Here is a 15,431-nt window from a genome sequence, read left to right as displayed (position 1 = left end):
AGCAGGGTAACCCATAAAGCGGGCTTTCGCCATTCCTCACAACTGTACATTTAAACAGTATTTTGCGCAGTATAGTGCGCGCCGGGCCAGACCGCAAGGATCCCGGCGGCTTTAGTGGCCGATCGTCATGATTCCGCCCAACATGGACAGCGTCACGGCCAGGATGATGCAGATCGAGTAGATCAGCATCAGCGTGCTCCAGCGCAGAAACACGCCCCAGCGGCTGCTTAGGTACACGCGCCGCATCGCCCACGGCAGGTAGCCGAGCAGCCAGCACCACAGCAGCAGCCGGATCGGCGTGATGGGCACCAGCAGGAACACCGAGAAGATGAAATAGGCGAAGGCGTTGGTGTGCAGCGCGAACAGCAGGTGCTCGCCGAAGCGCCGGCCCGAGCCCAGGTACAACACCTTGAGGATCATCGCGAACACCGGCATCAGGCAGAAGATCGCGTACGGCGCGTAGTGATAGAAACCGTCCTTGAACACCTTGGTCTGCTCGCTGCCCGGCAGCTTCTCAAACGCGCGGTACTGGTGCTGCAGCGTGGGCCAGTTGTCGAGGAATCTGGCGTCCTTGTCGAACAGGTTGATGATGGAGTTGTCGTCGTCGTCCGTTTCCGCCTTGTCCTTGCCGGCGGCCCTGCGAGCATCGGGCTTGAAATCCTTCTGCATGTCGGCGGCGGCCGCTTCGGCGGCGGCCTTGCCGCTCGCCTGCTCCGGCGTCAGCGGCTTGAGCGTCTCCGCCACCGCGGCCTGCGCCTTGGCCGCCTGGCCGGCAGTCGCCGCCGTCACCTTGCCCGCCTCCGCTTCCCGCCTGGCGTCGTCTCCGACAGTGACGGGAACGAAGGACCCGGTGAACTTCAGCAGCGCGAAGAAAATCAGGCTCAAGGTCAGGTACAGCCGCAGCGGCTGCACGAAGCGCACGCGGCGGCCCTTGATGTATTCCAGCGTCAGCGCGCCGGGACGGAACAGCAGCCGCATCACCGTGCCCCACAGCTTGCCCTCCAGCGCCACGTAATGGCCGACGAACTCATGCAGGAACTCGCGCGTGCTGGCGTGGTGCAGGAAGGCTTCCTGGCCGCAGTTCGAGCAGAAATGGCCGCTGACGACCGCCTCGCAATTAGGACAGTTTTCCGACGGCGCGTGGACGGCAGTGCTCATGCAAAATCCCGGTGAATAAAAAGTGTCTAAATGATAAACGAGATCGCCTGGTAGTTGTCAGAATTCAATGTGGCGACTGTGATAACAGCGACCCGCTAAGATGACTTTACAACGATGCGAGGAGCGCAGACATGAAAGATACCAAGGTCAATACCGACGCCAAGGTCAAGAACGACGGCGTCGAGCGCATGCCGCACGAACGCGACGAATCGCCCGACGCGCAAGATCCCAGGCCGCGCAGCGTCATCAAACAGGCCGCCGCCGACGTCGACAGCGGCATGGTGGACACCGACCTGCACAACCAGCCCGGCGTCGAACACGTGAAGACGCCCGTCCCGCGCGAAGCCACGGCGCGGCCGCAGGCCGGCACAAAAAAAGACTAACCGGAGATACCGCATGCAATTGAAGACGATGAGCGCGGCGGCGATGAGCGCCGCCCTGCTGGCGCTGATGCCGGCTCTGGTGCTGGCGCAAAGCTACCCCGCCGGCTTCGGCCCCAATCCGGCGCTGCCGGAGCCGGAGCGCTCGCTGATCCCGACCGTCAACGTGGCGCCGGTCGATCCATGGAAAGGCCAGGAGCAGCCGCGCGCGCCGGCCGGCTTCGGCGTGACGGCCTATGCGCGGGGCCTCGATCACCCGCGCTGGATCTACACGCTGCCGAACGGCGACGTGCTGGTGGCCGAGACCAACGCCCCGCCCAAGCCGGACGACGGCAAGGGCATCAAGGGCGCGATCATGAAACATGAAATGAAGAAGGCCGGCGCGGTGACCGAGACGGCCAACCGCATCACGCTGCTGCGCGGGATCGACGCCAACGGCGCGGCGCAAAGCCGCACCGTGTTCATCAAGGGCCTGAACTCGCCGTTCGGCATGGCGCTGGTCGGTAACAACCTGTACGTGGCCGACACCGACGCCATCCTGCGCTTCCCGTACCAGGAAGGCGCGACCTCGATCAACGCCAGCGGCGTCAAGGTGATGGACCTGCCGGCCGGCACCATCAACCACCACTGGACCAAGAACGTCATCGCCAGCCCGGACGGCAAATACCTGTACGTGACGGTGGGTTCCAACAGCAACGTCGGCGAGAACGGCATCGACCAGGAGGCCGGCCGCGCCGCCATCTGGCAGCTGGAACTGGCCACCAGCAAATCGCGCCTGTACGCCACCGGCCTGCGCAACGCCAACGGCATGGGCTGGGAGCCGAAGACCAAAATGCTGTGGACCACCGTCAACGAGCGCGACGAACTGGGCAACGACCTGGTGCCGGACTACATGACGTCGGTGAAGGAAGGCGGCTTTTACGGCTGGCCGTACAGCTATTTCGGCCAGCACGTGGACAGCCGCGTCTCGCCGCAGAAGCCGGAGCTGGTGGCCAAGGCCATCGCCCCCGACTACGCGCTGGGCGGCCACACCGCCTCGCTGGGCCTGGCCTTCTATGACGCCAAGCTGTTCCCGGCCAGCTACCAGGGCGGCGTGTTCATCGGCCAGCATGGCTCGTGGAACCGCAAGCCGGCCAGCGGCTACAAGGTGGTGTTCATCCCGTTCAGCAACGGCATGCCTTCCGGGCCGCCGCAGGATTTCCTGGCCGGCTTCCTTGCCGGCGACGGCAAGGCGCACGGACGACCGGTCGGCGTGGCGCTCGACAAGCAGGGCGCGCTGCTGGTCGCGGACGATGTCGGCAATATCATTTGGCGCGTAGCGCCCTCGGCTTCGGCCACCACTGCAAGTAAATAAGGATAGACCATCATGAGCACTAAACATACAGGTTCAGCAGTCTGGAGCGGCGGCCTGAAAGACGGCGGCGGCAAGATATCCACACAGAGCGGCGTGCTCGATAACGTCGAGTACGGCTTCCACAGCCGCTTCGAAGACGGCCCCGGCACCAACCCGGAAGAGCTGATCGGCGCCGCCCATGCCGGCTGCTTCACGATGGCGCTGTCGGGCGTCCTGGCCGAGGCGGGCATGACGGCCAAACAGCTGTCCACCAGCGCCACCGTGACGCTGGACAAGATCGACGGCGGCTTTGCCATCACCGACGTGCACCTGTCGCTGGTGGCCACCATTCCCGGCGCCGACCAGAAAGCGTTCGAGGAAGCGGCGCTGAAGGCGAAGCTGAATTGCCCCGTGTCGAAACTGCTGAACGCCAACATCACGCTGGACGCGCGGCTGGAGGCCTGAGCAGGATTGCCGCAAAACGCATAGAATCCCGGTTTATCCGTCCATCACGAAAGACCACTATGCGTATCTTGCACACCATGCTGCGGGTCGGCGACCTGCAGCGCTCGATCGATTTCTACACCAAGGTGCTCGGCATGAAACTGCTGCGCACCAGCGACAACCCGGAGTACAAATATACGCTGGCCTTCCTCGGCTACGGCGCCAATCCGGACCACGCGGAGCTGGAGCTGACCTATAACTACGGCACCACCAGCTACGACATGGGCACCGCCTACGGCCACATCGCCATCTCGGCCGACAACATCGTCAGCGCCTGCGAGGCCGTCAAGGCCAACGGCGGCGCCGTCACGCGCGAGCCGGGCCCGGTCAAGGGCGGCACCACGGTGATCGCCTTCGTCACGGACCCGGACGGCTACAAGATCGAGCTGATCGAACGCAGCTTCGACGGCCAGGGCGCCGGCCTTTAATCCGATACAGCTTTGACCAGGCCTGGCTTGAGCAAGTCGGCGATGCCGATGCGCTCGGCGAACTCCACGCGCACGCGCTCGGCCACTTCGGTCACCGCCGTGGCGCCGTCGTCGATGAAGTCGGTGATCGAGCGGAACGGACGCGTGCCGTGCGGCAGGCCGACGATGCGGGCGATGTCGGCCGCCACCGCCGCCGGATCGGCTTCCGGCGGCATCAGTTCGCTCAGCCGCGCGCCGACCTGGTCCATCAAGCCGTCGTAACGGGCATACGCCGCGCTGGTCGCCGCGTCGGCCGGCTTGCCGGCGTTGGCGAAATGGTCGGTGCCGGCGGTGAAGGCGCCCGGCACCACGATCGAGGTCTCGATATTGAAGCGTGACAGCTCGTAGGCCATCGTCACGGCGATCGAATCCATCGCGGCCTTGGCCGCGGCGTACGGCCCCAGGAACGGCGGAAAGCCGCCGCGCGCCGTCGTGCTGCTGACCCACAGCACCAGCCCCTGCTGCTGGCCCCGCATCACCGGCAGCACCGCCTTGTTGACGCGCTGGGTGCCGAGGAAGTTGGTGTCGAACACGCGGCTGATTTCTTCCGGCGTGAACGCTTCCGTCGGGCCGATCACCAGGTGGCCGGCGTTGTGGACCACCGCGTCCAGCCGGCCGCGCTCGGCGACGATGGTGGCCACGGCCGCATCGGCGGACGCCTGCGACAGCACATCGAGTTCGACGGCGCGCACGTCGGCGCCGTGGGCGAAGGCCCAGTCGCGCAGTTCGCGCACCTTGGCGGCGTTGCGGCCGGCGATGTCGCGCATCGACGCGTAGACCGAGTGGCCGGCCAGCGCCAGCGCCTTCACCGACAGATGGCCAATGCCGGTGCCCGCACCGGTAACGAGGACTATGGATTTGTTCATGATGTTCTCCTGGATCCGTACGGGTTAAACCAGGCCGCCGTTGGCGCGCAGCGTCTGGCCGTTGATCCAGCCGCCATCCTGGCCGGCCAGGAAGGACACGGCGGCGGCGATGTCTTCCGGCTGGCCCAGGCGTTCCAGCGGCGCCATTTTCGACATGCGCTCTATCGTTTCCGGGGTTTTACCGTCCAGGAACAGCGCGGTGGCGGTCGGCCCCGGCGCGACGGCGTTGACCGAGATGTTCTTGCCGCGCAGCTCCTTGGCCAGGATGTTGGTCATGACCTCGATCGCGCCTTTGGTGGCGGCGTAGATCGCGTAGCCGGGCAGCGCCAGGCCGATCATGCTGGTGGAGAAATTGATGATGCGACCGCCGTGTTGCAGCTTGGCGGCAGCTGCACGCATCGTGTTGAAACTGCCTTTGACGTTGACCGAGAACAGGCGGTCGAAGGTCTGGTCGTCGGTGTCGGCCAAGTGCGGCAGCGCCGGCGGCATGATGCCGGCGTTGTTGACCAGCACATCGACGCGGCCCAGTTGCGCGATGGCCGCGTCGAACATGGCGCGCACGGCGGCCGGGTCGGCGACGTCGGCCTGGATGGCGATGGCGGTGCCGCCTGCGCCGGCGATGGCGCCGACCACCTTGTCGGCTTCGGCGGCATTGCCGGCGTAGTTGACGACGACCGCGTAGCCGTCTCTGGCCAGGCGTTGGGCGATGGCGGCGCCGATGCCGCGGGAGGCGCCGGTAACGATGGCAACTTGTTTCATGTTAGTACTCCTTCAATGAGAGGTTGGTGTGAAAGAAGTATCACTCGCCATCAAAAATGAATAAACCCATGAAAATTGCTTCAAGTATGCAATTTTCAATAACAATCGCGCCCGCGCGGCACACGCCCGTCAGCCCCCCTGCCTTGCCCCGGCGTGCTACATTACGTCGGCAAATCCCCGATACTCGGGGCGATCTGGAGCACAATTTGATGAATTCCCCCTTGGCGCCGGCCACGCCACAATGGCGCTACAACGTGGTGCACGAAACCCGGTACAGCTATCAAAACATGGTGACGCTGTCGCAACAGCTGCTGCACCTGACCCCGCGCGACCTGCCGTTCCAGAAGACTGAAACCCATCATTTGCTGATCGACCCGGCGCCGGACGACAGCGCCGACAGCCAGGATTATTTCGGCAACAACATCCGCCGCCTGACGATCACCACGCCGCACAAAATGCTGCTGGTGCGCGCCGAATCGACCGTGGCGCTGGGGCCGCGCCCCGATTCCACTGGCATACGCGGTTCCCTGCCCTGGGAATCCCTGCGCGACCTGCTGAAACAATCGCGCCAGGCCGACATGCTCGATGCCGGCCGCTATCTGTACGAGTCGCCGCACGTGCGCTGGACGGCCGCGCTGCGCGACTACGCCCAGCCCAGCTTCACGCCGGGCCGGCCGCTGCTGGACGCCGCGATGGAACTGACCGAGCGCATCTTCGACGACTTTGAATTCGACGGCGGCGCCACCGATATCTCCACGCCGCTGGAACAGGTGCTGGCCGGCCGCCGCGGCGTATGCCAGGATTTCGCGCAACTGATGATAGGCGGCCTGCGCAGCCTGGGTTTGCCCGCGCGCTATGTCAGCGGCTATCTGCAGACCCATCCGCCCGAGGGCCAGCCGCGCCTGATCGGCGCCGACGCCTCGCACGCCTGGGTGTCGGTGTTTTGCCCGGAGCTGGGCTGGGTCGATTTCGATCCGACCAACCGCTGCCTGGTGCAGCGCGAACACATCACCATCGGCTGGGGTCGCGATTTCAGCGACGTCACGCCGATGCGCGGCGTGGTGCTGGGCGGCGGCGCCCAGGAGCTGCAGGTCAATGTCACCGTCACGCCGCTGACGCCGGCGCAGCCGCCGGCACCGCCGCAGCCCGCCGCCCAGCCGCCGGGCCAGATGCAGACGCCGGTCCCGCTGCCCGGACAGCCCGTCTAGTCCGTCTGGTTCGGCCGGCCCCGGCGCAGTGCGCAGCGCACCGGGCTGGGGCATCGCGACGATGGCGCCGTGCGCCGGCGCGGTGCGGTGGCGGCCCGGAACCCCGCCCCGCCGCCTTTCCACCTTGTGCCAATGGCATGCTTTCTGCTTAGTGCTGTGATATCCGCGCTCCGGGCACCTCCCGCGCCGCCGTGTCTCCACACCAGAGAAAGAAGCTCACCGTATGGCTATCCGTGTCGCGTTGCACCACAAAACCAGCTACAGCTACGACCGCCTGGTTGCGCTTTCGCCCCACGAAGTCCGCTTGCGCCCGGCCCCCCATGCGCGCACGCCCATCCTGTCGTATTCGCTGACGGTCGCGCCGGAGCAGCACTTCATCAACTGGCAGCAGGACCCCTACGGCAATTACATCGGCCGCTTTGTATTCCCTGAAAAGGCCGACCGGCTGGAATTCACCGTCGACCTGGTGGCCGACATGACGGTGATTAATCCCTTCGACTTCTTCGTTGAAAAATACGCCGAGCAATTCCCCTTCGCCTATCCGGAACAGCTGCGCGCCGAACTCGGCCCGTATCTGCAGAGCGAGCCGCCCGGCGCGCTGCAGACCGCCTGGGTCGAGGCCGCCCGCGCCGACCTGCTGAAGGAAAAGATGGGCACCAACGACTTCCTGGTGGCCATCAACCAGCGGCTGCAGGGCGATATCGGCTACCTGCTGCGCATGGAGCCGGGCGTGCAGACACCCGAGCAGACGCTGGAAAAACGTTCGGGCTCCTGCCGCGACAGCGGCTGGCTGCTGGTGCAGATCCTGCGCGAGATGGGGCTGGCCGCGCGTTTCGTGTCCGGCTACCTGATCCAGCTGCGCGCCGACCAGCAGGCGCTCGACGGCCCCAGCGGCACCAGCGTCGACTTCACCGACCTGCACGCCTGGGCCGAGGTGTATGTGCCGGGCGCGGGCTGGATCGGGCTCGACCCGACCTCGGGCATGCTGGCCAGCGAAGGCCACATCCCGTTGGCCTGCACCGCGCAGCCCTCGTCGGCGGCGCCGGTCACCGGCTTCACCGACAAGGCCGAGGTCACCTTCCATCACGAGATGACGATCACCCGCATCCACGAAGACCCGCGCGTGACCAAGCCGTATTCGGAGGACGACTGGCGCAAGATCGACCAGCTCGGCCAGCAGGTGGACGCCGACCTCAAGCAGCAGGACGTGCGCCTGACGCAGGGCGGCGAACCGACCTTCGTGTCGATCGACGACATGGACGGCGCGCAGTGGAACACCGAGGCGCACGGCGCCGACAAGCGCAGGCTGGCCGGCGAGCTGATGCATCGTCTGAAGAACCATTTCGCGCCGGGCGGCATGCTGCACTACGGCCAGGGCAAATGGTATCCGGGCGAACCGCTGCCGCGCTGGGCGCTGAATATCTACTGGCGCGTCGACGGCCAGCCGATGTGGCTGGACGCCACCCTGTTCTCCGACGAAAACGTCGACGACGGCTACGGCCCCGACGAGGCCGAGCGCTTTTGCGCGGCGCTGGCGCGGGCGCTGCGCCTGCCGGCCGGCAGCGCGATTCCCGCCTACGAGGACGTGGCGCAGCAGGCGCAGCGCGAGCAGGGCATGCCGGTCAACCTGGATCCGCTGAAGGCCGACCTGGACTCGCCCGACGAGCGGCGCCGCCTGGCGCGCCTGCTGCAGACGGGACTGGGCACGGTGGTCGGCTATGTGCTGCCGCTGAAGGCCGAGGAGCCGGCCGCCGGCGCGATCGGCATCGGCGGCACCGTCTGGCGCACCTCGCCCTGGCCGCTGCGGCGCGAACACCTGTACCTGATCGACGGCGATTCGCCGATGGGCTTGCGGCTGCCGCTGAACACGCTGCCGTGGGTGATGCCGGAAGACGAGGAGCCGCAGTTCGAGGTCGATCCTTTCGCCCCGCGCGAACCGCTGGCGGTGCCCAAGCGCGACCGCCGGCCAGTGCTGGGCCTCGGGGCCCCGCACCGCGCCCACAAAAAAACCCCCGGGGGGGGGGGGGGGCCCGCCCCCCCCCCCCCCCCCAAAAAACCCCCGCGGGGGGGGCCCCCCCCCCCCGGGCCCCCCCGCGACGTCATCCACACGGCGCTGTGCGTGCAGGTGCGCGCGGGGCGGCTGCATGTCTTCATGCCGCCGATGCAACGCATCGAGGACTACCTGGCGCTGGTGGCCGCCGTCGAGAACACCGCCGCGCTGCTCAAGCTCAAGCTGTGGATGGAAGGCTATCCGCCGCCGCGCGATCCGCGCATCAAGCTGCTCAGCGTGACGCCCGATCCCGGCGTCATCGAGGTCAACATCCATCCGGCCGCCAGCTGGAAGGAGCTGGTCTACAACATGTCGACCCTGTACGAGGAGGCGCGCCTGACCCGCCTCGGCACCGAGAAATTCATGGTCGACGGCCGCCACACCGGCACCGGCGGCGGCAACCACGCGACCCTGGGCGGCGCCACGGCGGAGGACAGCCCGATGCTGCGCCGCCCCGATCTGCTGAAAAGCCTGATCACCTACTGGCAAAACCACCCGTCGCTGTCCTATCTGTTTTCCGGCACCTTCATCGGCCCGACCAGCCAGGCGCCGCGCGTCGACGAAGCGCGCGACGACAATCTGTACGAGCTGGCGATCGCCTTCCAGCAGATGGACCAGCAACTGCCCACCATGCATCCGGGCGACCGGCCATGGATGGTCGACCGCCTGCTGCGCAACCTGCTGGTCGACCTGACCGGCAATACCCACCGCTCGGAATTTTCGATCGACAAGCTGTATTCACCGGACGGCCCCACCGGCCGCCTCGGCCTGGTCGAGTTCCGCGCCTTCGAGATGCCGCCGCACGAGCGTATGAGCCTGCTGCAGATGCTGTTGTTGCGGGCGCTGGTGGCGCGCTTCTGGCGCCAGCCCTACCAGGCCAAGCTGGTGCACTGGGGCACGGCGCTGCACGACCGCTGGATGCTGCCGCATTTCGTGGCCCAGGATATCCGCGGCGTCGCCCGCGATTTGCGCGACGCCGGCTACGCCTTCGAGGACCACTGGTTCGATCCCTTCATCGAATTCCGTTTCCCGCGTTTCGGCACCGTGGTGTACGAGGGCGTCGAAATGGAATTGCGCCAGGCCATAGAACCGTGGCACGTGCTGGGCGAGGAAATGAGCGGCGGCGGCACCGCGCGCTATGTCGATTCGTCGGTCGAGCGGATGCAGCTGCTGGTGCGCGGCCTGACCGACGGCCGCCATGTGGTGTCCTGCAACGGCCGCATGCTGCCGCTGCATCCGACCGGCGTGCCGGGCGAGTATGTGGCGGGCGTGCGCTTCCGCGCGTGGAGCCCGTGGTCGGCGCTGCATCCGACGATACGGGTGCAGGCGCCGCTGACGTTCGACCTGATCGACACCTGGAGCAACCGCGCCATCGGCGGCTGCACCTACCACGTGGTGCATCCGGGCGGCCGCGCCGAGAGCGGTTCGCCGGTCAACGCCAACGCCGCCGAGGCGCGCCGTTTCGCCCGCTTCTGGGCGCACGGCCATACGCCGGGGCCGATGACGGTGTACAAGGAGGCGCTGAACCCCAGCTTCCCGATGACCCTGGATTTGCGCTGGCAACCGACGTAGGCGTGCGCCCGCTATCGGACGCCGGAAGCCATATGGCAGAATGGGCACCATGTTAGATCAATTACTCGCGGGCTATCCCGCCGCCGCCGGCACCTACGATGAAATGCTCGACGCCAGCGGGCAGCCGCGCCCGCACTGGCGCGCGCTGCTCGGCGGGCTGAGGGGCGAGGCGCCGGCCGTGATGCGCGAGCGCATCGCGGCGGTGGCGCGCCAGGTGCGCGAAAACGGCGTCACCTACAACGTCTACACCGACGCCAAGGGCGTGCAGCGCCCGTGGGACTTGAACGTGCTGCCGCTGATCCTGCCGCACGAGGAATGGGCCGAGATCGAGGCCGCCGTGGCGCAGCGCGCCACCTTGCTCAACCGCATACTGCTCGACGTCTACGGCGAGCAGCGCCTGCTGGCCGAGGGCTTGCTGCCGCCGGCCCTGATCCACGGCCACGCCGGCTTCCTGCGGCCCTGCCAGGGCATACGCCACCAGGGCGACATCGCCCTGCACTTCTATGCGCTGGACCTGGCGCGCGCGCCCAACGGCCGCTGGTGGGTGGTCGGCGACCGCACGCAGGCGCCGTCGGGCGCCGGCTACGCGCTGGAAAACCGCTCGGTGATTTCGCGCATCTTTCCCGACCTGCAGCGCGACCTCAAGGTGCGCAGCCTGGGCGGCTTTTTCGACACCATGCGCGCCAGCCTGGCGACCTGGGGCCGCAACTGCGCCGCCAACGGCGGCGGCCCGCCGCTGCGCGCCGGCGAACCGCCGCTGATGGTGCTGCTCACGCCCGGCCCCTACAACGAAACCTATTACGAGCACGCCTACCTGGCGCGCTACCTGGGCTTGCCGCTGGTCGAGGGCGGCGACCTGACGGTGCGCAACAACATGGTGTGGATGAAGACCCTGTCCGGCATGCAGCGCGTGCACGTGATCGTGCGCCGCGTCGACGACGACTTTTGCGATCCGCTGGAATTGCGCTCCGACTCCGCGCTGGGCGTGGCCGGCCTGACCGAGGCGGTGCGCCGTGGCAATGTGCTGGTCACCAACAGCCTCGGTTCAAGCCTGCTGGAATCGGGCGCGCTGCTGGGCTTCCTGCCGTCGCTGTGCCAGCGCCTGCTGGGCACGCCGCTGAAGATGCCGTCGGTGGCGACCTGGTGGTGCGGCGAGCCCAGCGCGCTGGAACAGGTGGTCGCCAAGCTCGACACACTGGTCGTCAAGCCCAGCTTCCCGCAGATGCGCCAGGCCTCGGTGTTCGGCGCCGACCTGGCCGGCGCCGCGCGCGAGGCGCTGATCGCGCAGCTGCGCGCCACCCCCAACCAGTACGTGGCCCAGGAGCTGGTGCGCCTGTCGCAGGCGCCGGTGTGGAAGTCCGGCGCGCCCGACGGCCTGTACCCCTGCGCCACCGGCCTGCGGGTGTTTGCCTGCGCCACGCCCAAGGGCTATGTGGTGATGCCGGGCGGGCTGACGCGGGTGGCCACCGGCCCCGACGCCCGCGTCATCACCATGCAGCACGGCGGCGGCAGCAAGGACACCTGGGTGCAGGCGCGCGCGCAGACCGGCGCGCCCTTGCACCCGGAACGGGCCGCCGGCGTGCGCCGCGACCTGGTGCGCGACGACACCCACCTGTCGAGCCGGGTGGCGGAAAACCTGCACTGGTTCGGCCGCCACGCCGAGCGCTGCGACGATATCGCCCGCCTGTTGCGGGTCACGCTGACCTATCTGTTCGACGTGCCGCCGGACGACCGCGGCCGCGAGTGGCAGGCGATGACGGCCTTGTGCACGTGGTTCGGGCTGCTCCAACGGCCGGAGGCGGAGCCGTTGCAACCGTCCGCGGCACCGGCGCCGGCCGCAGCCGCGCCGCCGCCGAGCGACGCCGAGATCGAATCGGCCCTGCTGCGCGCGGTGGTCTCGGCCGACGTGCCCGGACTGGCGCGGCAACAGCAGCAGCTGTATCAGTCGGCCAGCCTGCTGCGCGAACGCATGTCGCTCGACAACTGGCGTGCGCTCAACAAGATGGCGCAGCGCGCCGACGAAGAGCGGCAGCCGACCCAGGCCGAAGCGATGAGCCTGCTCGACGACGCGGCGGAAAAATCGATGCTGATGAGCGGCTATGCGCTGGACGGCATGAACCGCGATCGAGGCTGGCGCTTCCTGTCGCTGGGACGCCGTCTCGAACGGCTGCAGTTCCAGTGCAAGGTGCTGCGGCACGGTCTGGAAATGGATGTGGACGCGGACGACGACAGCAAGCTGGAATGGCTGCTGGAGCTATCGGACAGCATCATCACCTACCGCTCTCGCTACCAGGCGCAGCCGGAATGGCTGCCGCTGCTCGACCTGCTGCTGCTCGACGAGAGCAATCCGCGCGCCATCGCGTTCCAGGTGCAGGGCATCCTGAAAACACTGACCCAGCTGGGGGAGGCGAGCGGCGATTGCGGCGCGGACAAGCTGGCGCCGCTCAACGAGGAATTGCTGGCGCTCACGCCGGAGAGCGATCTGTACGGCGGCAACGCCTATCTGCTGGACTTGCTGCAACGCCTGGACCTGGCCAGCCAGGCCCTGTCGGAACAGATAGGCGTGCAATTCTTCAGCCACACGGGCAAGCCGGCCGCCTGAACGGCGCCGGCCCGCGTGGACTGGTTCTTAATGGACCAGCAGCGCGTTGACCGGCGCCAGGTCGTCTTCCTTCAGCGAACCGGCCGCCGACTTCAGGCGCAGGCCGTTCATGATGGTGTCGTAGCGTGCCTTCGACAGGTCCTTCTGGGTCGAGTACAGCAGCTTCTGGGCATTCAGCACGTCGATGTTGATGCGCACGCCGACCTGGTAGCCCAGCTTGTTCGAATCCAGCGATGACTTGCTCGACACTTCCGCCGCTTCCAGCGCCTTGACCTGCGCCAGGCCGCTGTTCATGCCCAGGTAGGCCGAACGGGCGTTTTGCGAGGCGGCGCGCTTGGTCGCTTCCAGATCGTTGCGGGCCTTGTCTTCCAGCGCGATGGTTTCGCGCACCTTGCTGGTGACGGCGAAGCCGCTGAAGATGGGCACGTTCCAGCTGACGCCGATGGCGTTGTTGTTGATCGCCTGGCCGGCGGTCTGGGCGTTGTGCGAGGAGCTGGCGACCAGGTTCAGCGTCGGCATGTGGTTGGCGCGGTTGCGCTCGATTTCGCGCTTGGCGATTTCCACGTTCAGCTTGGCGGCGACCACCGCGTAGTTCTGGTCTTCAGCCGAGCTGACCCATGGATCGACCGCCGCCGGCGACGGCGGGTTGATCGTCACGCCGGTGCGCAGCGGCGCCAGTTCGCCCGGCTCCTGGCCGATGATCACGCGCAGCGCGGTGCGCTTGTTGTCCAGGTCGTTGATGGCGGCAAACTCCTGCGCCACCACCAGGTCGTACGCCGCCTGCGCTTCGTGGGTGTCGGTGATGGTCTGGGTGCCCACTTCGAAGTTGCGTTTGGCCGAGGCCAGCTGTTCGGTGGTCGCCACTTTCTGCGCCTGGGTCGAGGTCAGGTTGTCCTGCGCCGTCAGCACGTCGAAATAGGCTTGCGCCACGCGGGTGATCAGGTCCTGCTGGGCCTGGGCAAAGGTGGCTTCGGCGGTGGCCTGCGCCAGCTTGCTCTGCTGGTAGGTCTGCCAGTTGGCCCAGTTGAACAGCGGCTGGGACAGCTGCACCGTGTAGGCGTTGGTGTGGTACCTGGTGTCGGATTTGGTGACGATGCCGAAGACCGGATCGGGGCCGGTGATGTCGCCGGAGTTGCGCAGATTGCTGCCGCTGGCCGAAATGCTCGGCAGCAGGCCGGAGCGCCCCTGGGTGATCCGTTCCTGGCCCGCGGTCAGCGACGAGCGGGCGCTGGCGTACGTAGCGTCATTGGCCAGCGCTTGCTGATAAACCTGGATCAGGTCGGCCGCCTGTGCGTTGAGCGTCAAGAAGGCGCTGGCGATCAGCACGGCGATAAGGGGTCTCTGCATTGCATTCTCCGTTGGAGTCATCAAAAAAAGTTGATCAAATCAAAAACACTGCTACCTTTGCGCCGCGCCGTTTCAACGCGGCATCTCAATACTTGGCCATCGTGCCGTCGACTTGCAGCGCCCAGGCGTGGATGCCGCCGGTCAGGTTGACCATCTTGCCGAAGCCGTTACGCTCCAGGAAGGCGGCCACCTGCATGCTGCGCGCACCGTGGTGGCAGATGCAGACGATCGCCGCATCCTCATCCAGGTCGTCGATGCGCGCCGGTATGGTATTCATCGGGATCTGCACCGAGCCGGCGATGCGGCAGGTCTCGAATTCCCAATTTTCCCGCACGTCCAGCAACATCGGGCTGGGCCGCGCATCGTCTGCCAGCCAGTCGGCCAGTTCCAGGGCGGTGATCTGCTGCATACGCCGCCCGCTTAAAACACGAAGGCCGGGGCCGCCGTCGCCAGCTGCAGCGGCTTGACGCTGGTTTCAAACAGCGTGCGCGTGTCGTAGCCGGCTTCGCCGGTACGGGTGATCAGCTGTGCCTTCATCGCCGGCGCCTGGCCGATGATGACCGCCAGCCGGCCGCCCACGTTCAGTTGCTGCAGCAGCGCTTCCGGCAGCACCGGCAGCGAGCCCGATACCACGATGACGTCGAACGGCGCGCCCTTGGACCAGCCCTGGGCGCCGTTGCCCAGTTCCACGGTCACGTTGGTGACGCCGTTGTCGGCCAAATTCTTTTCCGCCAGCGCCTTCAGCTCCGGCGAGATTTCCACGGTCGTCACATGACGCGCCTTGTACGCCAGCAGCGCGGCCATGTAGCCGGAGCCGGCGCCGATTTCCAGCACGTTCTCGTGCTTCTTCAGCTTGACGTCCTGCAGCAGGCGCGCCTCCACCTTCGGCATCAGCATGTTCTCGCCGCCCGGCAGCGGGATTTCCGCGTCGACAAACGCCAGCGCCTTGTGCGCGGCCGGGACGAAATTCTCGCGTTTCACTACCAGCAGCAACTCCAGAACCTCCGGATCCAGGACGTCCCAAGGACGGATTTGCTGTTCGATCATGTTGAAGCGGGCTTGTTCGATATTCATCTTAAGACTCAGTCGGGATTAAATAATCCGTCATTTTATCGTTGAACTGGCATCGAGGCACATATTAACGATATGACGGTCTGGTTCGCGGGAAATTGCGACAGTCTGCAG

General features: G+C 66.7%; 13 protein-coding genes. 7 read left to right on the top strand and 6 right to left on the bottom strand.

Translation table 11 applies throughout. The features are described from left to right. Positions 1–111: 111 nt before the first annotated feature. Positions 112–1,158, bottom strand: a complete 1,047-nt coding sequence (locus ACCD07_RS18450) for a DUF3667 domain-containing protein (protein ID WP_176652222.1) — start codon at positions 1,156–1,158, stop codon at positions 112–114. A gap of 131 nt (positions 1,159–1,289) precedes the next feature. Here ACCD07_RS18450 and ACCD07_RS18445 point away from each other — a divergent pair, with 131 nt between their 5' ends. The 4 genes from ACCD07_RS18445 to gloA are packed head-to-tail and all read left to right on the top strand — an operon-like array spanning position 1,290 to position 3,803. After that, positions 1,290–1,541 carry a hypothetical protein gene (locus ACCD07_RS18445; RefSeq protein WP_176652221.1) on the top strand — a complete coding sequence of 84 codons (252 nt, stop codon included), beginning with the start codon at positions 1,290–1,292 and terminating at the stop codon, positions 1,539–1,541. A gap of 13 nt (positions 1,542–1,554) precedes the next feature. Next, on the top strand, positions 1,555–2,892 hold the full coding sequence (locus ACCD07_RS18440) for a PQQ-dependent sugar dehydrogenase (RefSeq protein WP_176652220.1): 1,338 nt from the start codon (positions 1,555–1,557) through the stop codon (positions 2,890–2,892). Positions 2,893–2,904: 12 nt separating this feature from the next. After that, complete coding sequence (locus ACCD07_RS18435) at positions 2,905–3,336, top strand: OsmC family protein (RefSeq protein WP_176652219.1); 432 nt, start codon at positions 2,905–2,907, stop codon at positions 3,334–3,336. A 59-nt stretch (positions 3,337–3,395) separates the two neighbouring features. Next, on the top strand, positions 3,396–3,803 hold the full coding sequence (gene gloA / locus ACCD07_RS18430; RefSeq protein ID WP_413448199.1) for a lactoylglutathione lyase: 408 nt from the start codon (positions 3,396–3,398) through the stop codon (positions 3,801–3,803). On the opposite strand, the gene ACCD07_RS18425 is transcribed toward gloA, so the two are convergent. Together ACCD07_RS18425 and ACCD07_RS18420 are read right to left on the bottom strand one after the other, a co-directional pair. Next, a complete protein-coding gene (locus ACCD07_RS18425) occupies positions 3,800–4,708 on the bottom strand; it encodes an SDR family oxidoreductase (RefSeq protein WP_413448198.1) in 909 nt (302 codons plus the stop codon). The two genes, gloA and ACCD07_RS18425, sit on opposite strands and share 4 nt — an antisense overlap. Before the next feature lie 24 nt (positions 4,709–4,732). Next, positions 4,733–5,467 carry an SDR family oxidoreductase gene (locus ACCD07_RS18420; protein ID WP_353401312.1) on the bottom strand — a complete coding sequence of 245 codons (735 nt, stop codon included), beginning with the start codon at positions 5,465–5,467 and terminating at the stop codon, positions 4,733–4,735. A 209-nt stretch (positions 5,468–5,676) separates the two neighbouring features. Between ACCD07_RS18420 and ACCD07_RS18415 the strand changes: the two genes are divergently transcribed. The 3 genes from ACCD07_RS18415 to ACCD07_RS18405 all read left to right on the top strand — a co-directional run bounded on the left by ACCD07_RS18415 (position 5,677) and on the right by ACCD07_RS18405 (position 12,899). Further along, positions 5,677–6,675: a transglutaminase family protein gene (locus ACCD07_RS18415; RefSeq protein ID WP_413448197.1), complete on the top strand. Its 999-nt coding sequence runs from the start codon at positions 5,677–5,679 to the stop codon at positions 6,673–6,675. A gap of 223 nt (positions 6,676–6,898) precedes the next feature. Beyond that, on the top strand, positions 6,899–10,297 hold the full coding sequence (locus ACCD07_RS18410) for a DUF2126 domain-containing protein (RefSeq protein ID WP_413448196.1): 3,399 nt from the start codon (positions 6,899–6,901) through the stop codon (positions 10,295–10,297). A 49-nt stretch (positions 10,298–10,346) separates the two neighbouring features. Next, the gene (locus tag ACCD07_RS18405; protein WP_413448195.1) at positions 10,347–12,899 is read left to right on the top strand and encodes a circularly permuted type 2 ATP-grasp protein; all 2,553 of its coding nucleotides are present in this window, start codon (positions 10,347–10,349) and stop codon (positions 12,897–12,899) included. 27 nt (positions 12,900–12,926) lie between these two features. On the opposite strand, the gene ACCD07_RS18400 is transcribed toward ACCD07_RS18405, so the two are convergent. From ACCD07_RS18400 to ACCD07_RS18390, 3 genes are all read right to left on the bottom strand, one after another. Beyond that, the gene (locus ACCD07_RS18400) at positions 12,927–14,246 is read right to left on the bottom strand and encodes a TolC family outer membrane protein (RefSeq protein WP_176652211.1); all 1,320 of its coding nucleotides are present in this window, start codon (positions 14,244–14,246) and stop codon (positions 12,927–12,929) included. Positions 14,247–14,331: 85 nt separating this feature from the next. Continuing rightward, on the bottom strand, positions 14,332–14,655 hold the full coding sequence (locus ACCD07_RS18395) for a rhodanese-like domain-containing protein (protein WP_176652210.1): 324 nt from the start codon (positions 14,653–14,655) through the stop codon (positions 14,332–14,334). Between the two features lie 11 nt (positions 14,656–14,666). After that, the gene (locus ACCD07_RS18390) at positions 14,667–15,320 is read right to left on the bottom strand and encodes a protein-L-isoaspartate O-methyltransferase family protein (RefSeq protein WP_176652209.1); all 654 of its coding nucleotides are present in this window, start codon (positions 15,318–15,320) and stop codon (positions 14,667–14,669) included. Between the last annotated feature and the right edge of the window lie 111 nt (positions 15,321–15,431).

This window comes from Duganella sp. Dugasp56 (assembly GCF_047304105.1).
Classification (GTDB): Bacteria; Pseudomonadota; Gammaproteobacteria; order Burkholderiales; family Burkholderiaceae_D; genus Rugamonas; species Rugamonas hordei.
Note: the sequence above shows the minus strand (reverse complement) of the source record. Positions and strands in the feature narration are given on the sequence as shown.